22 protein-coding genes are annotated in these 23,151 nt (G+C 40.8%); all 22 read right to left on the bottom strand.

The features are described from left to right. Positions 1-9: 9 nt before the first annotated feature. Complete coding sequence (trmD, locus tag LMB57_RS06165; protein ID WP_229272213.1) at positions 10-768, bottom strand: tRNA (guanosine(37)-N1)-methyltransferase TrmD; 759 nt, start codon at positions 766-768, stop codon at positions 10-12. Beyond that, positions 768-1,274, bottom strand: a complete 507-nt coding sequence (rimM, locus tag LMB57_RS06160) for a ribosome maturation factor RimM (RefSeq protein ID WP_003663814.1) — start codon at positions 1,272-1,274, stop codon at positions 768-770. Before rimM ends, trmD begins: the two co-directional genes overlap by 1 nt. A gap of 54 nt (positions 1,275-1,328) precedes the next feature. Further along, positions 1,329-1,589 carry a KH domain-containing protein gene (locus LMB57_RS06155; protein WP_229272214.1) on the bottom strand — a complete coding sequence of 87 codons (261 nt, stop codon included), beginning with the start codon at positions 1,587-1,589 and terminating at the stop codon, positions 1,329-1,331. 12 nt (positions 1,590-1,601) lie between these two features. Further along, positions 1,602-1,877, bottom strand: coding sequence for a 30S ribosomal protein S16 (gene rpsP / locus LMB57_RS06150; RefSeq protein WP_003663816.1), 276 nt, complete (start codon positions 1,875-1,877; stop codon positions 1,602-1,604). 98 nt (positions 1,878-1,975) lie between these two features. After that, positions 1,976-3,421 carry a signal recognition particle protein gene (gene ffh, locus LMB57_RS06145; protein ID WP_229272215.1) on the bottom strand — a complete coding sequence of 482 codons (1,446 nt, stop codon included), beginning with the start codon at positions 3,419-3,421 and terminating at the stop codon, positions 1,976-1,978. Between the two features lies 1 nt (position 3,422). Further along, entirely contained in the window at positions 3,423-3,764 is a 342-nt protein-coding gene (locus LMB57_RS06140; RefSeq protein ID WP_003663818.1) for a putative DNA-binding protein, read from the bottom strand. A 14-nt stretch (positions 3,765-3,778) separates the two neighbouring features. Further along, a complete protein-coding gene (gene ftsY, locus LMB57_RS06135) occupies positions 3,779-5,317 on the bottom strand; it encodes a signal recognition particle-docking protein FtsY (RefSeq protein ID WP_229272216.1) in 1,539 nt (512 codons plus the stop codon). 21 nt (positions 5,318-5,338) lie between these two features. Continuing rightward, positions 5,339-8,902 (bottom strand): chromosome segregation protein SMC, encoded by a 3,564-nt coding sequence (gene smc, locus LMB57_RS06130; protein ID WP_229272217.1) that lies wholly within the window; start codon positions 8,900-8,902, stop codon positions 5,339-5,341. Between the two features lie 16 nt (positions 8,903-8,918). Then, positions 8,919-9,620 carry a ribonuclease III gene (rnc, locus tag LMB57_RS06125; RefSeq protein ID WP_229272218.1) on the bottom strand — a complete coding sequence of 234 codons (702 nt, stop codon included), beginning with the start codon at positions 9,618-9,620 and terminating at the stop codon, positions 8,919-8,921. 175 nt (positions 9,621-9,795) lie between these two features. Beyond that, on the bottom strand, positions 9,796-10,050 hold the full coding sequence (gene acpP / locus LMB57_RS06120; RefSeq protein ID WP_229272219.1) for an acyl carrier protein: 255 nt from the start codon (positions 10,048-10,050) through the stop codon (positions 9,796-9,798). Between the two features lie 36 nt (positions 10,051-10,086). Continuing rightward, positions 10,087-11,118: a phosphate acyltransferase PlsX gene (plsX, locus tag LMB57_RS06115; RefSeq protein WP_229272220.1), complete on the bottom strand. Its 1,032-nt coding sequence runs from the start codon at positions 11,116-11,118 to the stop codon at positions 10,087-10,089. Between the two features lie 18 nt (positions 11,119-11,136). Then, positions 11,137-13,209, bottom strand: coding sequence for an ATP-dependent DNA helicase RecG (gene recG / locus LMB57_RS06110; protein WP_267493736.1), 2,073 nt, complete (start codon positions 13,207-13,209; stop codon positions 11,137-11,139). Between the two features lie 66 nt (positions 13,210-13,275). After that, positions 13,276-14,985, bottom strand: a complete 1,710-nt coding sequence (locus LMB57_RS06105) for a DAK2 domain-containing protein (RefSeq protein ID WP_229272222.1) — start codon at positions 14,983-14,985, stop codon at positions 13,276-13,278. Positions 14,986-15,010: 25 nt separating this feature from the next. After that, positions 15,011-15,373, bottom strand: a complete 363-nt coding sequence (locus LMB57_RS06100) for an Asp23/Gls24 family envelope stress response protein (RefSeq protein ID WP_003663831.1) — start codon at positions 15,371-15,373, stop codon at positions 15,011-15,013. Between the two features lie 190 nt (positions 15,374-15,563). Continuing rightward, positions 15,564-15,749 carry a 50S ribosomal protein L28 gene (rpmB, locus tag LMB57_RS06095; RefSeq protein ID WP_003663833.1) on the bottom strand — a complete coding sequence of 62 codons (186 nt, stop codon included), beginning with the start codon at positions 15,747-15,749 and terminating at the stop codon, positions 15,564-15,566. A gap of 149 nt (positions 15,750-15,898) precedes the next feature. Next, positions 15,899-16,549 (bottom strand): thiamine diphosphokinase, encoded by a 651-nt coding sequence (locus tag LMB57_RS06090; RefSeq protein ID WP_229272223.1) that lies wholly within the window; start codon positions 16,547-16,549, stop codon positions 15,899-15,901. Positions 16,550-16,635: 86 nt separating this feature from the next. Then, entirely contained in the window at positions 16,636-17,289 is a 654-nt protein-coding gene (gene rpe / locus LMB57_RS06085) for a ribulose-phosphate 3-epimerase (protein WP_229272224.1), read from the bottom strand. 10 nt (positions 17,290-17,299) lie between these two features. Then, positions 17,300-18,190, bottom strand: a complete 891-nt coding sequence (rsgA, locus tag LMB57_RS06080; RefSeq protein WP_229272225.1) for a ribosome small subunit-dependent GTPase A — start codon at positions 18,188-18,190, stop codon at positions 17,300-17,302. Positions 18,191-18,202: 12 nt separating this feature from the next. Further along, positions 18,203-20,107: a Stk1 family PASTA domain-containing Ser/Thr kinase gene (gene pknB / locus LMB57_RS06075; protein WP_229272226.1), complete on the bottom strand. Its 1,905-nt coding sequence runs from the start codon at positions 20,105-20,107 to the stop codon at positions 18,203-18,205. 3 nt (positions 20,108-20,110) lie between these two features. Then, positions 20,111-20,851: a Stp1/IreP family PP2C-type Ser/Thr phosphatase gene (locus tag LMB57_RS06070; protein WP_229272227.1), complete on the bottom strand. Its 741-nt coding sequence runs from the start codon at positions 20,849-20,851 to the stop codon at positions 20,111-20,113. Between the two features lie 7 nt (positions 20,852-20,858). Next, the gene (gene rsmB, locus LMB57_RS06065; RefSeq protein WP_229272228.1) at positions 20,859-22,208 is read right to left on the bottom strand and encodes a 16S rRNA (cytosine(967)-C(5))-methyltransferase RsmB; all 1,350 of its coding nucleotides are present in this window, start codon (positions 22,206-22,208) and stop codon (positions 20,859-20,861) included. Further along, a complete protein-coding gene (gene fmt, locus LMB57_RS06060; RefSeq protein WP_229272229.1) occupies positions 22,198-23,151 on the bottom strand; it encodes a methionyl-tRNA formyltransferase in 954 nt (317 codons plus the stop codon). The genes rsmB and fmt overlap by 11 nt, the downstream gene beginning before the upstream one ends.

Below are 23,151 nucleotides of genomic sequence, written 5' to 3'. Positions count from 1 at the left end.
CACATCACCTTAGTCTGGAACAGTCGGATCTTCATCCAGCTTAATATCTTCTAACATTAATTGTTGTTCCCGACTGAGCTTAGCGGTTTTTAAAAGGTCTGGTCGGCGGTGAAGAGTTCGTCGTAATGATTCACGCATCCGCCATTCTTTAATTTTCTGATGATTTCCACTCGTAAGCACTTCCGGTACCTTCATCCCCCGAAAATCTGCTGGACGGGTGTATTGAGGATATTCTAGCAAACCGTTACTAAATGAATCTCCCATTGGTGAAGACATATTGCCGAGGACACCAGGAACAAAGCGGACGGTTGCATCAATCATCACCATCGCAGCTAATTCTCCGCCTGTTAATACATAGTCACCAAGAGATGCTTCATCGGTAACTAAATTACGAATTCGTTCATCGTATCCTTCATAATGACCACAGATAAATGTTAAGTGGTCTTCTTGAGCTAACTCTTTAGCGTAGGCTTGATCAAACTTTCGACCAGCGGGATCCATTAAAATAACTCGCCCTTTTGAGTATTGGCCCTTTGTTTGCTCATGAATTGCATCCATTGCGTCAAAAATCGGTTGCGCTTGGAGAAGCATCCCAGCTCCCCCACCAAACGGCGCATCATCTACATGATTGTGCTTATCGGTAGTGTATTGACGAAAATCGGTCACATTAATATCAACAAATCCATTATCTTGTGCTTTACCGATAATGGATTCCCCCATTGTTGCTTGAAACATATTGGGGAATAAGCTTAAAATATCAATCCTCATTATTCAAGTCCTTCCATTAATTCGACTGTTACAAGATTCTTATCAAGATCAACGTTTTTAACAACATCATCAATCACCGGTAATAACAAATCCCGTTTTTCTGGGCGTTCAACAACCCACACATCATTCGCACCCGGGGATAAAATTTCCTTAATTTTACCTAGATGACGACCATCTGTTGTTTCAACGTCCAATCCAATAATCTGGTGGTAGTAATATTGACCATCGTCTAAGGGCTGTTGATCATCAGCACTAACCATTAATTCATGGTCACGGAATTGTTCAACATCATTAATATTATCGTAACCAACAAACTTAACAAGAACAAAGCCCTTATGTTGTCGCGTACTTTCAATCGTCAATGGTAAAGGTTCGCCTGATTGTTGTAGGTACAAGGTATTTCCCTTGGCAAATCGTTCATCAATAAAATCAGTAGTTGCTAATACGCGCACTTCTCCGCGAACACCATGAGTATTTACAATTTTACCAACATTATAATATTCCATAAATTCCTCCTGAAAAGACAAAAACTCCCACACTAATCTGTGGGAGTTTTAAATTTAGTGACGATGGTCATTAATTAATAACCGGACTCGCTTAGAGTTAGCCCGTCGAGATTGAGCACCCTCGACTATTGTTCGCAATGCTGCGGCAACGTGTCCCTGTCGGCCAATTAAACGGCCAACATCATCGGGAGCAACATCAATTATATAACGATGGTAACGTCCATCATCTTTTCGGGTAATTGATAATGCCTGTGGCTGCTTCAATAGCGGAATAACTAAACTACGAATTAATGACTTAATATCTGTCTCAGCCATGACTGATTATCACTACTTCTTAGCGTACTTTGCTTCGTGGTACTTCTTCATAACGCCAGCTGCTTGAAGCATGTTACGAACAGTATCTGAAGGTTGAGCACCCTTTTGTAACCATTCCATAACAGCGTCTTCATCAAACTTGACTTCCTTAGGAGTAGTCAATGGGTTGTAAGTACCTACTGAAGTAATAAAACGACCATCACGTGGGGCACGTGAGTCAGCTACAACGATCCGGTAGAATGGACGCTTCTTTGAACCCATGCGCTTTAAACGAATTTTAACAGACATTCTTTGCACCTCCCTGATTTCTTTTAACAGATAATAATATACCAGTGTTCAAATAGAATGTAAAGTATTTTTTCTTGACAGGCTTAAATTTTTTGAAATTATTTTTTCTTTCGCAATTTGCGAAGCTTTTTAATACGTTTTTGCTTGTCTTTTTTCATTTTTCGTGCCATACGATTCATTGCCATTTGTCCCATCTTGCCACCTGGCATTTGTCCACCAAACATGTTTTGCATCCCATTGAAATTACCGTTTGTAACTTGCTTCATCATCTTACGCATTTGATTAAATTGCTTAATCATTCGGTTAACTTCAACAATTGGTCGTCCCGCACCTGCTGCTAAACGACGACGACGACTAGGATTCATTAAATCAGGATTTTCGCGTTCTTCTGGTGTCATTGAAAGAACAATAGCCCGGATATGAGCAAATTGTTTAGGATCCAAATTAAGATTCTTCAACGCAGGGTTATTAGCCATCCCCGGCATCATCTTAATAATGTTTTCTAACGGTCCCAGCTTGGTAACCTGATCCATTTGTGCCAAGAAATCATTATAGTCAAATGTGTTTTCACGCATTTTATCCATTGTTTCTTGGGCCTGTTCTTCATCAAAATTCTTTTGGGCCTTTTCAATCAGGGTCATCATGTCCCCCATACCCAAAATCCGTGAAGCCATCCGGTCAGGGTGAAAGACATCAAGATCTTCCATCTTTTCACCTTCACCGACAAATTTAATCGGCTTACCTGTCACTGCCCGGATTGACATGGCGGCACCACCACGGGTATCACCATCTAACTTGGTTAAGACAACCCCAGTAATATCAAGCTTATCATCGAAGCCTTGAGCTGTATTTACTGCGTTTTGACCAGTCATCGAATCAATAACAAGCAAAATTTCATTCGGATTTACTAGTTCTTTAATGTTTGCAAGCTCATCCATTAATTGTTCATCAATTTGAAGCCGACCAGCAGTATCAATAATGACATAATCATTATGATTTTCTTTAGCTACTTCCATCCCTTCGCGAACAATTTCAACTGGATCAACATCTGTCCCTTTTTCAAAAACAGGAACATCAATCTGATCAGCAACTTGTTGTAACTGAGTAATAGCGGCGGGACGGTAAACGTCGGCCGCAATAAACATTGGCCGCGCGTGATTTTCATTTTTTAATCGTAATGCCAGTTTACCGGCAGTAGTTGTCTTACCTGCCCCCTGAAGACCAACCATCATGATGATAGTTGGAATATGTGGCGCTTTGTTAAGAGGAACCGCTTCTTCCCCCATTAGTTTTGTCAATTCATCATTAACAATTTTAACGATTTGTTGGGCTGGATTTAACCCTTTCAATACTTCCGCCCCGGCTGCTTTTTCCCGAACGGTCTTTACGAAGTCTTTTACAACTTTAAAGTTAACATCAGCTTCTAAAAGGGCAAGCCGAATCTCACGCATCGTTTCCCGCAGATCAGCTTCCGTAACTTTGGGCTTGCGTCGTAATTTTTCCATCGCCTTTTGCAGACGATCTGTTAAACCTTCAAATGCCATTTTATTCTTCCTCCAAGCTTTCCAGATGATTTACTAAGTGATTGAGCGTTGCATCATCTGGATAGTTTTCCCGGACGTATCGTTGAATTCGATCCGCCTGTTGATTACGGACTTGAAATTCAGCATATAAATGCAATTTGGCCTCGTAATCTTCTAATATGCTTTCCGTACGCTTTATATTATCGTATACGGCTTGACGACTAACATGGAAATTCTCGGCAATTTCGCCTAATGAGTAGTCATCCCCGTAATAAAGCTCTAAATAATCATTTTGTTTTTTGGTTAATAAGGGTTGGTAAAACTCAAATAATGAATTTATCCGATAATTCTTTTCAATTTCCATTTCGTCACACCTGCCTAGTCAACTTCGACTAATCCCTTGAACAGGCCATAAACAAAGTCGCCAGCATCAAACTTCTGGAGGTCGTCTACCTTTTCACCAAGACCCACATACTTAACCGGTAAGTGGAGTTCATTACGGATAGCAAGGACAATTCCCCCACGAGCAGTTCCATCTAGTTTTGTTAAAACAATTCCCGTTACATCGGTACTTTCCTTGAATAGTTTAGCCTGGTTAAGAGCATTTTGCCCAGTTGTTGCATCTAAGACTAATAGTACTTCATGAGGAGCATCTGGGATTTCACGAGTAAGGATGCGCTTCATCTTAGCTAACTCATTCATCAAGTTGACCTTATTTTGGAGACGCCCAGCAGTATCAACGAATAAGATATCATAGTTTTCATCTTTTGCCCGTTTTACTGCATCAAAGACGACGGCCGCTGGATCACCGTTTTCCGGTCCTGTAACGATGTCAACACCGTCACGTTTTGCCCACACATCTAATTGTTCCGTGGCCCCGGCACGGAACGTATCAGCAGCAGCTAAAAGAACTTTCTTACCTTGCTTCTTAAAGAGGGCGGCCATCTTACCAATCGTTGTTGTCTTTCCGGCACCGTTAACCCCAACAAACATAATAACAGTTGGGCCTTCCTTTGCCATGGTTAAGTCAGGATTTTCATCTTGACCAGCTTCATCGTAAAGTTCGACCATTTTTTCAATGATAACGTTTGAAACATCCTGCTTACTCTTTGCATTTTGCAGTTTTACTTCTTCCCGTAATTCATCACTGAGCTTCATTGCCATATCATAGCCAACATCAGATTCAATCAGCATATCTTCAAGATCATCAAAGAAGTCTTCATCGACATGCCGGAAGTTAGCCAAGAACTTATTTAACCGTGCCCCAAAGCCTGTCCGGGACTTCTCAAGCCCACGATCATATTTCTTAACTGTTTCAGATTCATGATCCTCTTCTGGTTCAGAAGAAGGTTGTTGCTCCTGCTGCTCATCCACATCAATTTTCTCAGAATCATCAGTCTCATTTGAGCCGTCAGCAACTGAGGAATCTTCTGCTGATTCCTCTTTGGCTGGCATTACTGGTTCTTCAACTGTTTTTTCTTCTCCTGCAACGGGTTCGCTCGGTTCTTCAGTCGGCTCAACAGCTGTTTCAGTTTCAGCAGCCTTAGAAGAAGATGGTACTTCTGCAGAAACAGTTTCATCCGGAGTACTAGATGACGGTACTTCTTCTTCAGAAATACTTGAGTCCGCTACCTCTTCTGAAGAACTCTTCTCGCTAGCCTCCTCTTCTTTTTCTTCTTTAACCCCGTTATGAAGCCCTTCACGAGTTCCATCCGGGTTAATTTTTTCTTCATAGCTATCGGCAGGAGGAATATTTACCGGTTCTGGATGAATTGGGGCAGAAGCTGGCGCCGCACTTGTCGCATCTGCTGCTTCTTCTTCATGAGCTGTTTCAGATTGAACAACTGCGCTTGAACTATCAGGCGTTTTTTCCTCTTCTTTTTTCTTATGACGGCGGAAAATATCAAATAATCCCATACTCGAAGCCTCCTAAATTAATTAATTATCACTCTCTTGTAAAGTATCAACAACGTCCACTGATACCATCTTTGAAACTCCTGATTCTTGCATTGTAACCCCGTACAACACATCAGCATCCATCATCGTTCCCTTGCGATGGGTAATGACGATAAATTGTGGACCTTCAGTACCAAATTTGCTGAGGTAGTGCGCAAAACGTTGTACATTGACCTCATCCAAGGCTGCCTCTGGTTCATCAAGAATTGCAAATGGAACTGGGCGGACTTTTAAAATTGCGAATAGTAAGGTAATCGCCGTTAATGCTCGTTCCCCACCTGATAACAATGAAAGATGTTGATTTTTCTTTCCTGGTGGCTGGGCCATAATATCGACCCCGGTTGTTAATAAGTCATGGGGATCGGTTAAGACGAGTTTAGCATGACCACCAGAGAAAATTTGTTGGAACGTCTCATCAAACTTTTGTGAAACCTGATTAAAGGTCGTAACAAACCGTTTCTTTACCTGGGCATCCATCTCACCCATCGTCTGATTAAGCTGAGCTCGAGAGGCGAGCAAGTCGTCTTGTTGACCCTTTAAGAAATCGTACCGTTCACGAACGCGCTCATATTCGTCAATCGCTCCCACATTAACTTGACCAAGATCATCCAATCCCCGCTTTAATAGCTTCAACCGGGTCGCCAAGGTATCTTCGTCCAATTCACTCATCTGCTGGCGAGCTTCATCAATGGTCATGGAATATTGCTCAGATAATCGATTAAGAGCTTGGTCAACCATTGATTCATACTTCACGCGCTCTTCATTTAAGTTATTACGATCATCAAGGGCTGCCCGCTGAAGTTCTTGCAGACGATTATAATGTGCTTCGGCTTGTGACAGCTTTTGCTCAAGTTCTTCAAGAGCAGCTGAATTATCTTCCAGTTGCACCTTAGCTTTTGCCTGCTCTTCTTTAGCATCTTTTAAGGCTGTCTGTGTCGATTTTTCACTTGTTGACTGACTAACTGATTGAGTCGTTAACTCAGCGATTGCAATCGTGACCTTTTCCAAACTCTCCTCAACTTCTCGTCGTTGCCGGTTATACTCTTGACTTTGGCGTTGATATTGTTGAAGTCGTTCTTCCGCCACCGCAATTTTTTGTTGCATTTGCGCTAATTGTCGTGCCTGAGTCGACTCATCATTCTGTAATTCATCAATCTGAGTAAGGATTTGCTTAATCTTTGCCACAACTTGCGTCAATTCCTGGTTTACTTTATCAGCTTGTTCATTATTGTGTTGAACTTGTGATTCGTAATCCTGATGTTGAGTGTCTTGCTGTTTATTTTGGGTTTCTAAAATCTGTACCCGATTAGTAAGCGTCTCATGCTTACTTGAGATCAGCTGGCAACTACTTTCTTGTTCATGAAATTTATCTTGTAAAGTCTGAACTTGTTGCTGATAATCAGCTACTACTTGTTCGTTCGCCTTTTGTGCTTGTTGTAGTTTAGCAATTTCTTGCTCTAAGTTTGCTGCAAGCTGTTCCTGCTTTTTTAGCTCTTCTTCTAGTTGCTTGGCCATTTGCTTTTGACTTAAAAGGCCCGTTCGTTGATTACGGGTGGCTCCCCCCGTCATTGCTCCACTAGCATTAATCAATTGACCGTCAAGAGTTACTACTCGTACCATATGACGACCTGCGCGGGCAATCTCAGTCGCATGATCAAGGTTGTCAGCAATAACCGTTGTTCCTAGTAAGTGGTCAGCAATGATCTGAAACTTTTGATCGAACTTAATGAGTTCTGTTGCCCGACCTAAAAAACCAGGGAGGCCGGTCAATTGTGGCCAGATACTTAATGCTCGTCGGTGACTAAGCGTATCAAGCGGCAGAATAGTGACCCGGCCAGCACGCGTCTTAATCAAAAAGTTAATAATTGCTTTGGCAGTAGCTTGCCGATCAACAACCAATTGCTGAAGCTGACTTCCTAATACTGTTTCAACCGCTTGCGTGTACTTGGCAGGAACATCAAATAATTCGCTGACTGCTCCCGCTAATCCAGGAAATTGCTGCCGTTGGCGAAGAACTTCTTGAACTCCCCGATAATAGCCGCTATATTCATCGGCCATTGACTGGTAAGCGTTAATTCGCGACTTAAGTGACCGCACATCTCCTAATGATTCATACCAATCACGTTGTTTTGCTTGGTACGCGTAATTAAGTTTTTCACGGTGATCTTGAGCTGCTTTTAGTTTTTCGCTGACAGTCTGCAGATTTTCTTTAGTAATAGCCACTTCTTGTTGGTAGCGGTCAAATTCTTGATTAATTTCTGCAAGCTGGTTCTTAGTAGCGTCAAGTTCCTCGACATTTTGTCGTTGAAGACTCATTGCTTGTTCATGATTACGTGACAAGAAAGATTGCTGATTGTGAATCGTTGTTCTTTCCTGCATCAAGCTAACTTGTTGGTTGCGTAAATCCTCTACTTGCTGTTTTAGAGTCGCGATCCGCTCACTGCTACTCATCTTTCTGGCTGCTTCGAACTCAGCTTGCTGACTATTAATCAGTGCTTTTTGTTCAGCCAATTGTTCGTCATTTGCTTGTTGGCTTGCCTTAACCTCTTTTAAGCGTGCATTGAGTTCAGCCTGTTGGGCAGTTAACCGTCGCTGCTCATTTTCACGCTGTTCGCGGCGAACGCTGGAAACCGATTGCTGATTCTCGTACTTAGCAATTGCCTCCGTTTGATTTAAGATGATTGCTTGAAGTCGATCCTTAGTTGCGTTTAGTTGTTGGCGCTTTTGCTTCAAATTATCAAGTTGCTGCTGATCATGGCCTGCTTGTCCTTGATAGTCCTTCACCATCGCTTCTGCTTGTTCGAGCTTGGCACCTAATTTGGTTAACTTATCATAGTACTCATCATAATGACGAACTGTTTGTGTCCGATCAAGCACATCAAATTGCTTCTTTTGTTCCAAGTAATCTTGGGCAATTGCACTTTGTTCTTCTAAAGGTTCAATCTGCTTTTCTAACTCACTAATAATGTCATTTACCCGGTTAAGGTTTTCCATCGTCGTAGTAAGTCGCTTTTCAGCTGTTTCTTTATTCTTCTTATACTTGGCAACTCCCGCAACGGTTTCAATGATTCCCCGCCGATCAATTGGTTTACCGTTAAAAATTTCTTCAATCCGTCCTTGGGAAATAATGGAAAAGGATTCTCGACCTAATCCAGAATCAATGAACAAGTCTGTAATGTCCTTTAAGCGAACATTTTGGTCGTTAATTAAGTACTCACTATCACCATTGCGATATATTTTACGAGTAATGGTAAGTTCAGTAAATTCACTAGCTAAGTAATGATCACTATTATCTAGCGTAATCGAAACTAGGGCTCGGTTTAAAGGTTTACGATCTGATGAACCATTAAAGATAACATCAGCCATCCGATCTCCCCGTAAATGATGAGCCGACTGTTCACCCATTACCCATTGAATAGCTTCGATAATATTACTCTTTCCACTACCATTCGGACCAACAATCCCTGTCATCCCAGGTTCAAATTTAATTGTTGTTTTTTGGGCAAAGGACTTAAAGCCGTCCAAAGTTAAAGACAATAATTGCATCAGTTATTCCTACTTACTATTTATTTTTATTTCTCATATTATCAAGTGCCTGTTGGGCTGCTTGCATTTCCGCATGCTTCTTTGATGAGCCCTTTCCCTCACCGATAATATCACCATTAGCAGTAACATTCACCTTAAATTCAGGGTCGTTTTCTGTTCCGCTTTCCTCCACTAAATGATATTCAATGGCAATATCACCATCACGTTGAAGAAATTCTTGAAGACTAGTCTTGGCATCAACAGCATGATCAAACCAGCCCATATCAAGTTTAGGAAAGATAACTCGTTGCACAAATTTTTCAACTGCTGGCCGGCCTTGATCTAAATAGAGGGCACCAATAAATGATTCAAAAATATCACATAGTAAGCCTGGACGTTCTCTTGCGCCAGCCATTTCCTCACCATGACCTAAGCGAATGTATTGATCAAAGTGACACTCTTTGGCAAATTTAGAGAAACTATCCTCACATACCATTGCCGCTCTTAAGCGGGTAAGTTTTCCCTGCGGTAATTCAGGGAAACGCTTATAAATATATTCTGAAACGATCAGTTCCAACACAGCATCGCCAAGAAATTCAATCCGTTCGTAATATTTTAATCCTTGGTTAGGATGTTCATTTACATACGAAGCTTGAGTAAAAGCTTCTGCTAATAAAGCAGGATTATCAAAATGAATATTAAATTCCTTGGCCAGGTAGTCTTGTAATTCTTCGATCATAAAAAATTCCTTTCGTTTTTAACTTAAATTATAAAAAATGTCTAAGGCCTATTATACTAAACAACCCGCTATTCCGCAGGTAATTTTAATAATATTCAAAAAAATTAAAGGCTGTGAAAAAACTTTCGCCTTTTCTCAGCCCCTTCTTTGCTACCTTAATAATTAAACAGTTCGATTAATTGGCAGTGTGTTCTGCAATGTAATCAACAACTTCACCGATTGTACTTAACTTTTCAGCATCTTCATCATCAATTTCTTCACCGAACGTATCCTCTAATTCGAGAACAAATTCAACAAAATCAATTGAATCAGCATCCAAATCTGTCTTTAAGTTCAAATCATCAGTAATCTTAGCCCGATCAACATCAAAATGGTCAGCAACAATCTCTGAAACCTTATTAAAGATTTCTGTTTTCTTATTATCAGCCATTATTATTAACCTCTCTTTACTAGTTCGCTACTTATTCTATTCGTTTTTCTTAGAATTGTCTAGATTTTCGGTGTTATCGAAAAATTCAACTGTTTTTTCAATCACACCCGTTTTGAGCATTGTTCTAATTTGACTAATTGTATTTTTCACGGCTAAAGCATCAGCAGATCCATGAGTTTTAACAACGGGTGCCTTAAGCCCTAATAAGACTGCCCCACCATAAGTTGAAGCACTCATTTTTTGCCCAATTTGATGGAAAACCGGCTTTAGCATGAGGTAACCTAACTTAGCCCGGAGCCCACCATGTAAGATTCCATCTTTAATTAACGTCATCATCATCTTAGCGGTTCCTTCAGTCGCTTTCAAGGCTGCATTTGCCGTCCACCCATCACTTACGACAACATCTGCCTTGCCAAACAGGAGGTCGCCAGATTCAATATTGCCGACAAAATTTAAATCATCTTTGCTATTGAGGATTTGCCATACTTCTTTATGTAGTTTGTCACCCTTATCTTCTTCTGCCCCATTGTTTAATAGCGCAATCCGAGGGTTCGCAACTCCCAATACATTTTCAGCATAGAATTTACCAAGGTAGGCATATTGTTCCAAATTTTTCTCTTTACTTTCAGCATTTGCACCAGTATCGAGATAGACAAAATTGTGTCGACTAGCACCCGGCTTGGCAATTGGCAAAATACTAGTAAGTCCCGGACGGTCAATCCCTTTAATGCGGCCAACAATGAAGAGGCCAGCCGCCAAAATTGCCCCTGTATTTCCCGCAGAAAAGAAGGCATCAGCTTTGCCTTCTTTAACTGCTGTTGCTGCGCGAACAATTGATGAATCTTTTTTTCGCCGAATTGCCCGGACTGGTTCTTCACCCATCGAAATTTCTTCACTGGTAGCGACAATATTAAGCCGCTCATTATTTTTTATTAAGGGCTTAACCTTGTCTGGATTTCCATAAAGGTCAAATTCTAGGTCGGGGTAAAGGTCTCGGGCCTCCTCCACCCCTTCAACAATTACTTGGGGAGCATTATCTCCACCCATTGCATCAACAGCAATTTTCATAAAATTTCCTCCTCATATTTAGTCAAAGTGCGTCGCCAGTTCATGACGCTTTAAATATAAAACAAGTGGCTGATTTTCATCGACCTGGTCCCAATTAGGCATTCCCAATAAGTTTCCAGCATCAGCACGGGCAATTTGCAGCATCTTTAAATCAGCAACCGGATCACCCACTTTAAATTCTGGCATCCCCGATTGCTTTTTTCCTAGAACATCTCCAGATCCCCGCAGTTTCAAGTCTTGCTCAGCTATCTTAAATCCATCATCGGTAGCAACCATCGTTTTCATTCGGGCTTTTCCTTCATCAGTTTTCGGATCAGCAATCAACAAACAATAACTTTGCCGATTGCCTCGACCAACCCGACCACGCAATTGGTGAAGCTGTGCGAGGCCAAAACGATCAGCATCATATATAACCATTACCGTTGCATTAGGATTATCAACGCCAACTTCAATAACCGTGGTTGCAACTAAAACTTGAAGCTCACCAGATTTAAACTGGCGCATCGCCTCATCTTTTTCTTCCGTCCCCATTCGTCCATGAAGCAAACCTACTTTATAAGCTGGTTCGAGGTCAGCTGACAGTTGATTATAAAGATCAGTTGCGTTTTGTACATCTAGAGCGGCTGATTCCTCAATCAAAGGACTAACAACATACGCCTGGGCCCCCTGCTTTAATTGTTCACGCAAAAAATGGATTGCTGCGGCATGTTGGTTAGACTGCAGCCACTTTGTTTGAATTGGTTTTCGACCAGCTGGTAATTGATCAATTATTGAAACATCCATTTCACCATAATTAGTAATTGCTAGAGTCCGTGGGATGGGGGTTGCTGTCATGGCTAACACATCAGGATGTTCGCCTTTTTCACGAAGTTGCTGACGCTGGTTGACCCCAAAACGGTGCTGTTCATCGGTAATTACTAGACCAAGATTAGCATATTCGACTCCATCTTGAATTAGTGCGTGGGTTCCAACAATAAGGTTGACATCCCCCCGCTTCATCGCTGTCAGTAGTTCCCGATGTTGCTTAGCAGTTAATGAACCGGTAAGGAGAGCCACCTGGACATGTGTTCCTTCAAAAATTTTCGCTAATTTCTCAGCATGTTGTCCTGCCAGAATTTCTGTCGGCGCCATTAAAGCTGCTTGGTAGCCGGCAGTAATAGCTGCATAAATAGCAATAGCAGCAACAATTGTCTTTCCAGAACCAACATCTCCCTGTAACAATCGATTCATCTGGTATGGTTGACGCATATCACGGCAAATTTCATTAACAACCCGTTTTTGGGCATCAGTTAATTCAAATGGGAGTCCACCGATAAATTCTTTTAACTCGTCATTATGGTATAAAATCCGTTCACCATCTTCTTGACGGTGCGCACGGCGAATCGCTTGCAGCCGCAACTGAAACAGGAAAAACTCTTCATAAGCTGCTGTTCGGCGAGCAGCTTTTGCAGTTGCTTGAGTTTGTGGAAAGTGAATTTCCCTAATCATTTGCCGGCGATCCATTAATCGGTATCGTTGACGAATCGTTTCTGGCAAATAGGTTGGAATGATATTGGCATATTCCTCGTAAGCTTGACGGATAAAACTTTGGAGGATATTTTGCCGGAGATGCTTATTCACCGCATAGACCGCACCAAACTCATTTCGATCATCAGCTTTTTCCTTAAGAAGCTTGTTTCCTGTTACTTGACGGCGAGGTGCATCCCACTTCCCCATTACCGTTACTTGCTGATTTAGTTCGATTTGCTTTTTAATATAGGGCTGATTAAAAAAAGTTGCGATCACCACTTCATTACCTACCTGCATTCGAAAGGTAAGCCGGTTGCGCCGATAACCATAGCGGACCAAAAGCGGTTCTGACACCACTACTCCTTGAAGAGTAATTTTCTGTTTATCCTTGGCGCTTTCAATGTCTGTAGGCGTGAAATCGTTATAACGAGTGGGATAATATGTCAACAAGTCTTCAATAGTATCTATTCCAAGAGTAGCTAGATCTGCTACCCGCTTAGGACCAACTCCTTTTAAATTGGCGACTGAATCCGTTAAACTTCGCAAATCCTTCACCTCTTTTTTTACACAACCAGTAACCAAAATAGGAGTGGGAATAAAAGTAGTCCTTTATTAACCCACCCCTATAGGAATTAATTTAATGTGCCGCTATTCAACCGAAATCAGGTATGGATAAACCGGCTGACCACCATCGTAAATCTGAATATCTAATTCATCATCTACTTCTTCAACTGCTGCTTTAATCTCTTCAGCAGTTTTTTGATCACCACCAGCTCCATATAAGATCGTTACAATTTCACTATCCTCGTCAAGCATAGCTTTAACCATCTTAATAGCGGCTTCTTTCAGCTCCAGATCAGTAGTGACGATTTTACCATCAACAATTCCCATGTAGTCATCTTTCTTGATTTCACGACCATCAATTGTTGTATCACGAACAGCATTAGTAACCGCTCCACTGGCAACCGTATTTGTATTAGCTTCCATATTTGCTTGATTTTCGTCTAAAGATGCTTCTGGATTGTACTCAAGCAGTGCGCTCATCGCTTGGGCAATTGTTTTACTGTGGACAATCTTTGTTGGAATATCAGCGACTTCAGCAGCTTGATCGGCAGTCATGAAGATGTTGCCGTTATTTGGTAGAACAATCGCTTGCTTGGCACCACTAGTATTAATGGCATCGAGGATATCTTGAGTGCTTGGGTTCATTGTTTGACCACCTGTAATGATATGGGTAACACCCAAGCTCTTTAATAATTTCGCAATTCCTTCTCCTGATGCGACAGCAATAACAGCTGTCTGGAGGTCATTTTTAGCTTCTATAGCTGCTTTTGCCTTCTCAATTGGCGACTCATTGTCAGCGTCTTCTTCATCTTTTTCCATGATTTCTTCTTGTTGCCAAACCATGTTATGAATTTCAATTGTCTGTAAGTCACCAAATTGTTGACCCCAAGATAATACTTTACCGGGATGCTCGGTATGAACATGGACTCGCACAACCTGATCATCGTTTAGAACAAGTAAACTATCTCCTAAGTCAGCTAAGTAGTTATAGAAAGTATCATAGTCAAACTTTTGAGTCACTTGTTTACCTTTACCAAGTCGTACTAACATTTGAGTACAGTAAGTATACTTGATATCTTCAGGATTAAGCTTTCCTTGAACGCTTTGGTGATCCATAGCGTGAACCATCTCGTCAATTTCAGCATTGTCAGGTTTATAGTCATCACTTTTATCTACGCGACCACTTAAAGCTTCGTCAAATGCTTGAAGTACAAAGACGAGTCCTTGCCCACCAGAATCTACAACGCCAACTTCTTTCAGGACCGGCAATAAATCCGGCGTCTTTTTAAGCGCTTCTTCACCTGCTTCATAAATAGTATGCATAATCTCAACAAGATCATCAGTCTCTTTAATCTTGTTGAGGCCTGCTTGAGCTGATTCACGAACAACAGTTAAAATGGTACCTTCTGTTGGCTTCATCACAGCCTTATAAGCTGTCTTTGCACCATTAGCATAAGCATTAACAAAGTCAGCAGTAGATAAAACATCCATGCCCTCTGTTGCCTTTGCAAAGCCACGAAAGATCTGCGATAAAATAACTCCAGAATTTCCTCGCGCTCCCATCAAAAGGCCCTTTGCTAACGCTGCACTTAGGTCGCCAACCTTCTTACTGGTTTCGTTACGTTCGTACTTGGCACCGCTTGCCATTGAAGAAGTCATGTTTGTCCCCGTGTCTCCATCTGGAACTGGGAAAACATTTAATGAATTAATAAATTCAGCGTTCTTACCAAGTTTATCGGCGGCCGCCTGGACCATTTTACCGAATTCAAGGTTTGTAATTTTTGTTACAGCCAATTCGAAATTCCTCCCCAATGCTCGCTTAATCTTCTAGTGTCCGTACACCTTGGACACATACATTAACTGAATTTGCCGTAATACCGAGCATTGTTTCAAGATTATACTTTACCTTTGCTTGGACACTCTTTGATACTTCTGAGATCTTTGTGCCATAGCCTACAATAATATTAACGTCAACAGCTACACCATTATCTTGCTGCCGAACAACAACGCCGCGCGCAAAATTTTCACGACGAAGAATTTGGTTAACCCCATCACGGAGGGGGTTTCGGCTTGCCATTCCAACAACACCGTAGTTATCAGTAGCAGCCCCACCAACAACTGATGAAATCACATCATTATCAATGTCAATTGTACCTGACTTAGTTTTGATTTTTACTGCCATCGTCATGGCCTCCTTATAAAATTACCAATTGATTTTAGAATCCTATGATACTATCACAATTAAATCAATACCATCATACCATAGCATATTTCACTAAAAAAGTAACTGATGGATATTTTTACAATCGATCAATGGGGTTAATCAATTAATGTAAAAAATAAGCCGCCCAAACTGGACGGCATCATTTTAATTAAACCCGAGTCACTTTACCTGACTTCAGTGTACGTGCTGAAACGTATACCTTCTTAGGCTTACCATTAACTAAAATGGTTACCTTTTGCAAGTTAGGCTTCCAGCTACGCCGACTTGAGTTAAGGGCGTGAGAACGCTTGTTACCAAATTGCGTCCGTTTACCGTTGATAAAATCTTTAGCCATTGGTGATACCCTCCTCTTTGCTTCATAATTTTTTCGTTTACGCAAAACTGCGATGTAACTCACCTAATTAATCTACCATAGGCATCGCAACAATGCAATAGTTTTCTTTCAAGTAATTTTCCTTGACAGGGTATTTTTCTTTCAAAAACCTATTTTAATTGGTCACTACACTGAATTACAGAAACAATTCCACTTTCAAATGAAAAATGATTTTCTTTAGCAGTAAATTCATTGCTTGTCCATGAAAATGGGATTTGACTACTCCAGTTTTGTAGCAGATATTTTTCGTCTTTCAATGTAAGGCCTCGAACAGGAGTAAGATTGACAAAGGCTAGGTACTTTTTATGCGGTAGACGAGAAATAGTATGATCCCCTGGCAAGTAATAAGTAACGACATTTTGACAATCAATAATCTTAATCCGGGTTAAGTATGGCTTAAATTCACTCTGTAGCGGAAGAAAGAGGTTAGCCAATAAATGGTCTAAGCGTCCTCCCGTTGCACCAAAAATTTCAATTTCATCAGCCTGTTCTTGGATTGCAAATTTCACGCCCAATTGCGTATCGGTATAATCTTTTTCAGGAGGATAAGTTTTTATACGAGTAATTTCACCTTCTAAACCTCGCAATTCATCCCCGGTAACGGAATCAAAGTCACCAATTGCTAAAACCGGCTTAATTCCCCATCTTAATAATCTTAAAGCGCCTCGGTCGACCCCAATCCATTTTTCATCTTTACGTTGCAAAATTAACTCGGTTGGGACCATTTCAAGTGGCCCGCCAACTAGTACATTTACTCTCATTTTTTACTCCTAAAAAAATAGACCTTCAATATTCAGACAAAGCCGAACTAGAAGACCCATTTTTGTTTTTTAATTAATGTGACTAATTACTTAGTAGCATCTTCAAGCGCCTTGATTCGTTCAGAAGGATCTTCAGCGTTAAAGACATATGAACCAGCAACTGCTACCGTAGCACCAGCTTTGTAGCAATCTACAACCGTCTTGTCATTAACTCCACCGTCTACTTCAATATCGAAATTGTAGCCCTTATCTTCCTTAATTGCGTTTAATTGGGCAATCTTGTCAACTGTTTCTGGCAAGAACTTTTGACCACCAAAGCCAGGGTTAACCGTCATTACTAAGACTTGATCAACCATGTGTAATACCGGTTCAATCATCGCAACTGGTGTACCCGGGTTAATAACAACTTCGGCTTTTACTCCACCGTTTTTGATAATTTGAAGAGCACGGTGAATGTGTTGAGTAGCTTCTACTTGAACACCAATAATATCAGCGCCAGCATCAATGAACATTGGCAAAATGTGTTCTGGACTTTCAACCATCAAGTGCACATCCAATACCATGTTTGTAATTGGACGAATGGCCTTAACAAAGCCTGGTCCATAAGAAATACTTGGAACAAAGGTACCATCCATAACATCAATGTGTAAGTATGGTGCACCGGCTTTTTCTACCTTTTCAATGTCCTTTTGTAAATTTACATAATCTGCACTTAAAATTGATGGTGCAACTTTAATCATCCTGATTCCCTCATTTCTTATAATTTGGTTTTTGATTAGCAATCAATTCATGGAACTGAAGATAATCATCATACCGACTCTTCATGATTATACCATTGTTTACTGCTTCCTTCACAGCACATTGTGGTTCTTTTATGTGAAGGCAACCTCGAAACTTACAAGCTGCTGAAATCTTAGCCATTTCAGGAAATAAATGCGGCAAATCATTTACCGTCATATCAAATGTTTCGTACGATGAAAAACCTGGGGTATCGGCTATCAAAGCACCGTTAACATCTAGCAAACTTACTTTTCTTGTTGTATGTCGTCCCCGTTGAAGTGCTTGGGAAATTTCGCCAGTCGCTAATTTTAATTGAGGAGCCAAATGATTAAGCAAAGTTGACTTTCCTGCTCCTGTCTGTCCCATCATTGTTACAATATTTCCCTTTAATTCTTCCATCAAATTTGCTAATTGATCAGGGTTAAAGGGCTCACGGGCCGCATAAACTTGGTAGCCAATTTTACGATAGCCCTCAATTGTCAGCAAAAGTTGTTGGTACTCCTCATCTGTCAGTAAATCAGTCTTTGAAAAATAAATTAAAGGAGTAACATCTTGAGCTTCTAAAGCAATCAATTGACGGTCTAAGAGGTTAGCGGAAAATGCTGGTTCTTTGGCTGAGGTTACGACAACTGCCATATCAACATTAGCAACAGGTGGCCGAACCAACTGATTGCGACGGGGCAAGATTTTTAATAAATACCCTTCCTGTTGATTTTCAGCACTGAATTCAACATGATCGCCAACTACTGGCTTAATTTTTCGTTGACGAAAGTTTCCACGCGCCCTTGTCCGATAGATTTTTTCATCTGCAATCACATCATAAAAGCCACTTAATGACTGTTGAATTATTCCTGTTTTCAAATTGCACCTCCATTATCCAGTAATATTTGTTGCACTCATAATCGTTCGCCCATTGCGAACGACACGGTATGCACCTGTTTGTCCTTGTTTAAGGGTAAACGGCACATTAATTGTTGTTTCTTGATTAATTGTGATATCTTGATATTCCATTGTTAAATTATGGTTAGCATCTCTAATATATACTTGTACACGGTTTTCACGCTGCCCACCATTTCCATCGAATGGAATGTTAATCTGAATATTCGTCGTCTTTGTTTGGTTACCGGAATTAGCAATAGAAACTGTTAATGTATCACCATGATTTAATGTCGAGCCAGCTTGTGGTGTCTGATTAATTACATGGTTAGTCGCGATTGTTTTTGATTTTTTCTCTTGAGTTGTCAATTGCAAATTATTTTTATTTGCAAACTGTTGCACAGCACTAATATCTTGATTCTTAAAGTTTGGAATCTTGATTGGTTCTTTACCTGCACTTACCCGAAAAATAATTGTGTTAGCAGCAGGCTTAACAATCGTACCCTTTTTGTGGTTTTGCCTGATAATCTGTCCCTTATCGATATCATCCGAATACACTGGTTCTTGATGAACTTGAAATCCCTTGCGACGAAGGTTAGCGGCTACTGAAGAATAGTCTTCACCGACATAATCAGCCATTTGCAATTGCTTAACTCCTGTACTAACCCTTAGATTAATCGGGGTACTGACACGAGTCTTATGGCTGACGTCAGGATTGGTTGAAACAATTCGATTTTTATCAACCGCCTGGCTATTTACTCGAGTAATCTTACCAATCCGCAAATTTTGTTGGTGCAACCGTTGTTCTGCCTTTAATACCGTCATTCCTTCTACATCGGGGATGATTACTTGCCGGATCACAAACCACCAGCTACAGACTGCAATCAGCACAATCATGCCGAGCGTTCCACTAATAATCCCATATTTTTTCCACTTTTGTGATTTAGTTGATGGATCAACTGTTTGCGAATCAGTTGACTTCTTTGGTTGGTAATCATCTGCTTTTAGGTGTTTAATGTCTAACACCTTAGTTTCTCCATTATCATCTTGTTGGATCTTTAACCGCGGCTCATTAGCTCTTTGCGGATCAAGGACGGTTTTCAAATCAGCCGCCATTTCATTAACTGAACTATACCGCTCAGCTGGTTCCTTTGCTGTCGCTTTAATGATTACGTTTTCGAGTGCTTGAGGAATTTCTTTGTTCTGTTCACGAACAGAAGGAATTTCTTCACGGAAATGCTTCAAGGCAATTGAGACAGCCGTTTCTCCCTCAAATGGAACCTTTCCAGTTAGAAGTTCAAACAAGATAATTCCTAGTGAATAGATATCTGATTGTTTAGTAGCAATGCTTCCTCGCGCTTGTTCTGGGGATAGGTAGTGAACTGACCCCATCAAGGTATTAGTCTGCGTTAATGAGTCTTGCGATACAGCAACCGCAATTCCAAAATCAGTAATTTTAACGTTTTTATTTTCATCAATTAAGATATTTTGTGGTTTTAAGTCCCGGTGGATAATCCCATGCGCATGGGCGGTCGCAACTGCTGAAAGCACCTGTTCCATAATATCAATAACTTGTGGAAGTGGAATCGGATAGTGCTTTTTTATATATGCTTTAAGGTCTGTCCCCTTTACATATTGCATTACCATGTATTGCAAGCCATGATCCTCACCAACGTCATAAATTCCAACAATATGAGGATCATTTAACTGCGTTGCGGCCATTGCTTCCCGGTGGAATCGCCGTTTAGTACTTGGATCGTCCCGTAAGTCAAGACGCAATAATTTAACAGAAACGTCCCGATCAAGAACCATATCATGTGCCAAGTAGACATTAGCCATTCCACCTTCACCCAGTGAGCGAATTATCCGATATCGGTGACCAATTTCATATCCAGGATTCATTTCCTATCCCTCCTGGTTACTATTAATCCCAATTAAAACGGTAATATTATCTGGTCCGCCGGCATCATTTGCCATCTTTATAAGTTGAGCACATTTCTCTTCAAGCGGTATCGGCAATTCAAGCACCTTGATAATCCGCTCCTTAGAAACAGTCTTAAACAAGCCATCAGAACACATTAACAGTTGATCACCCGCGTTTAATTCAAAGCGGTTTACATCAACTTGTGCATCAGGAGAGATTCCAATTGCCCTTGTAATTATATTGCTCTGGGGTAGCTTTAGTGCTTCATCTTCTGATATATCGCCTGTTTTTACCAATTCGTTAACCAATGAATGGTCTACTGTAATCTGCGTTAATAGGTTTTGATGAAGGATATATCCTCGACTATCACCAATATTAGCAACCACAACCGCACCCTTAAATGTAATAGCGGCGACCATTGTTGTTCCCATCCCCTGCAAGCGAAGATTACGTTTTGATTGCGCCAAAATTTTATTATTGATTAATTGAGTTTCACGAGCAAACCAGCGGATCCCCTCCATTGAAGTCTGCGGGGGCCGTTTTTTAAACTGACTCCCCAAAGTCGCAACTGTTTGCTCTGCAGCGATATCTCCGCTACGATTGCCACCAATTCCATCAGCAATAACCATCAATTGATTACCTAGTTTATTAGTAAATACAGCAACTCGGTCTTGGTTTTGCTTTCGTTGATGGCCGATATCTGTTTGATAAGCAACTTTCATTAATTTATTATATTCCCTTCTTAAGACTACTGATAAAGAAGCCATCAGAATCAAAGTCACTCGGCAAAATAGTTAAGGTTGATGAGTGACGAGTATCCTTAACTTTTCGTGCAGTTGTTGTTTTTACCAATTCAAACTCTGGATGTTCAGCTAGAAACGCTTGAACAGTATCATCATTTTCTTGTTGTAAAATTGTGCACGTGCTGTATGTGATTATACCGCCTTTTTTAACTTTTGCGGCAACCGCATTTAAAATTGCTAACTGAACCTTCTGTAATTGTTTGCTATCACTTAGCGTCTTTGTATAACGAATTTCTGGTTTCCGGCGTAAAAGTCCGATCCCACTACAAGGTGCATCAACTAAAATCTTGTCAAAACTTTCATCATCAAAAAGTTGATCAACTTCCCGCGCATCAAGGGCATGAGCAGTAACTCGCTTTTCAACTCCTAGTCGACGAGCATTTTTTTCAATCAAATTAACTTTGTGTTGGTGAATATCAAGTGCCTCAACATGGCCAGTTTCATTAGTGAGGGCTTCTGCTATTTGAACAGTCTTCCCACCAGGAGCTGCACAAGCATCCAGGACTTTATCACCCGGCTCAATATGCATACTTTCCACGGCTAACATGGCACTTTCATCTTGAATAGTGATTTCGCCATTTTTGAAGAGATTGGAACTGATAATTTCACCTTTCGTAATTACTAAGGCATTTTGAGCAACTTGGCTTTCTTGATATTCAATTCCAGCAGCATCCAAAGCTTGTTTGACGGTCGGAAGGTCAGTTTTGGTGGTGTTAACCCGAATTACTTGATGAGCTGGCTCATTAATTGATTGAAGTATTTTTTCAGTATCTTCTTCGCCATATTCCCTAGTCAGCTCATTGACTAGCCACCGTGGCACACTATTTTCGATACTTAACCGCAAATCACGTTCATTAATTTGTCGCAGGTCAGGTAATCCTTTCCGCAAAATGGCATGTAAAACACCAGTGACAAACTTTCGAATACCTGGATTCCCTCGGCGTTTAGCTATTTCAATACTTTCGTCAGTTACCGCCCAATCTGGGACTCGTTCTAAATAATGGTACTGGTAAAGTGCAGACAAGAGAAGCGTCTTTACCCAAGGATCAAGTCTTTTTCCCTGTACAAACCCATTTAGCCAATATTCGAGGGTAAGTTTATGCTGCAAAACACCATAAATAATATTGGTTGCCAACCGGCGATCTTTATCTGCCAACGGGTACTTTTTTAATAACTGATCAACCTGCAAGTTTGAGTATGCACCATTTTCGACAACCCCTTCGAGCGCCACTAAAGCTAATTCACGCGCATTTTGCGGTTGAAATTTAGTCTTCACTTACAACTTGGCCTCCCTCTGTAATATCTTTATGTCCATTAAGGTAGGATGTAATATCCATCGCCTTTTTCCCTGCTGGCTTTAACTTATTAATCTGGTATGTCGTTCCATCTCCAGCAGCAATTACTAATTGATGTTTCGTGACCCGCACTACTTTTCCTGGTTCAAGGTCTGTTTTTTCTTCTAATGGGGTCACATCGTAAATTTTTGTACGTAATCCATCAATAACCATGTTACCAAGAGGAGCCGGCCGTAATCCCCGCACCTTCGCATCAATTAAACGTGCTGGAAGTCGGAAATCAATCTGTTCTTGTTCACTAGTAATATTAGGAGAAAAGACTACTTTATCCGGATCTTGAGCGACCGGATTAACATCCCCGCTAATAAGTTTAGGCAGCGTTTCTAACAGTAAGTCTCTCCCTAGCAAACTAAGCTTTTTGAACATAGTGCCACTATCATCAGTGTCTTCAATTGGAATAGACCTTTGTGAAATAATATCTCCCGCATCCATCTTTTTAACCATGTACATAATGGAGACCCCGGTTTCTTTATCACCATTAATAATGGAATATTGAATTGGGGCCCCTCCACGATATTTTGGCAGTAATGAACCGTGAACATTGATTGCCGCAATTTTAGCAGCCGCCAATAACTTTGTTGGAAGGAATTGCCCATAAGCAGCAGTAATCATTAAGTCAGGCTGCAAATTAATAATTACCTCCATTTCAGGGCTTTTGCTGAGTTTAGCCGGCTGTAAGACTTCGATATTATATTGTTCAGCTAACTCTTTAACTGGCGATTGATGAAGAGTACGTTTCCGGCCGAGATGGTGGTCTGGCTGGGTAAGAACTGCTTGAACATCGTATTCTGGATTATCAATTAAACTTTGTAAAATCGGAACAGCAAACTCTGGTGTTCCCATAAAAACGACTGATGTTGACAT

The sequence above is a fragment of the Limosilactobacillus secundus genome, assembly GCF_020784695.1.
In the GTDB taxonomy this organism is placed as follows: domain Bacteria; phylum Bacillota; class Bacilli; order Lactobacillales; family Lactobacillaceae; genus Limosilactobacillus; species Limosilactobacillus reuteri_F.
The sequence above is the reverse complement of the archived record's forward strand: the minus strand, read 5'-3'. Positions and strand labels throughout refer to the sequence as shown.

Coding starts and splice junctions, on each gene's coding strand:
- trmD (WP_229272213.1), bottom strand. CDS start 768: ATGAGGATTGATATTTTAAGCTTATTCCCCAATATGTTTCAAGCAACA.
- rimM (WP_003663814.1), bottom strand. CDS start 1,274: ATGGAATATTATAATGTTGGTAAAATTGTAAATACTCATGGTGTTCGC.
- LMB57_RS06155 (WP_229272214.1), bottom strand. CDS start 1,589: ATGGCTGAGACAGATATTAAGTCATTAATTCGTAGTTTAGTTATTCCG.
- rpsP (WP_003663816.1), bottom strand. CDS start 1,877: ATGTCTGTTAAAATTCGTTTAAAGCGCATGGGTTCAAAGAAGCGTCCA.
- ffh (WP_229272215.1), bottom strand. CDS start 3,421: ATGGCATTTGAAGGTTTAACAGATCGTCTGCAAAAGGCGATGGAAAAA.
- LMB57_RS06140 (WP_003663818.1), bottom strand. CDS start 3,764: ATGGAAATTGAAAAGAATTATCGGATAAATTCATTATTTGAGTTTTAC.
- ftsY (WP_229272216.1), bottom strand. CDS start 5,317: ATGGGATTATTTGATATTTTCCGCCGTCATAAGAAAAAAGAAGAGGAA.
- smc (WP_229272217.1), bottom strand. CDS start 8,902: ATGCAATTATTGTCTTTAACTTTGGACGGCTTTAAGTCCTTTGCCCAA.
- rnc (WP_229272218.1), bottom strand. CDS start 9,620: ATGATCGAAGAATTACAAGACTACCTGGCCAAGGAATTTAATATTCAT.
- acpP (WP_229272219.1), bottom strand. CDS start 10,050: ATGGCTGATAATAAGAAAACAGAAATCTTTAATAAGGTTTCAGAGATT.
- plsX (WP_229272220.1), bottom strand. CDS start 11,118: ATGAAAATTGCTGTTGATGCAATGGGTGGAGATAATGCTCCCCAAGTA.
- LMB57_RS06100 (WP_003663831.1), bottom strand. CDS start 15,373: ATGGCAGTAAAAATCAAAACTAAGTCAGGTACAATTGACATTGATAAT.
- rpmB (WP_003663833.1), bottom strand. CDS start 15,749: ATGGCTAAAGATTTTATCAACGGTAAACGGACGCAATTTGGTAACAAG.
- LMB57_RS06090 (WP_229272223.1), bottom strand. CDS start 16,549: ATGAGAGTAAATGTACTAGTTGGCGGGCCACTTGAAATGGTCCCAACC.
- rpe (WP_229272224.1), bottom strand. CDS start 17,289: ATGATTAAAGTTGCACCATCAATTTTAAGTGCAGATTATGTAAATTTA.
- pknB (WP_229272226.1), bottom strand. CDS start 20,107: ATGAATCCTGGATATGAAATTGGTCACCGATATCGGATAATTCGCTCA.
- LMB57_RS06070 (WP_229272227.1), bottom strand. CDS start 20,851: ATGAAAGTTGCTTATCAAACAGATATCGGCCATCAACGAAAGCAAAAC.
- fmt (WP_229272229.1), bottom strand. CDS start 23,151: ATGTCAACATCAGTCGTTTTTATGGGAACACCAGAGTTTGCTGTTCCG.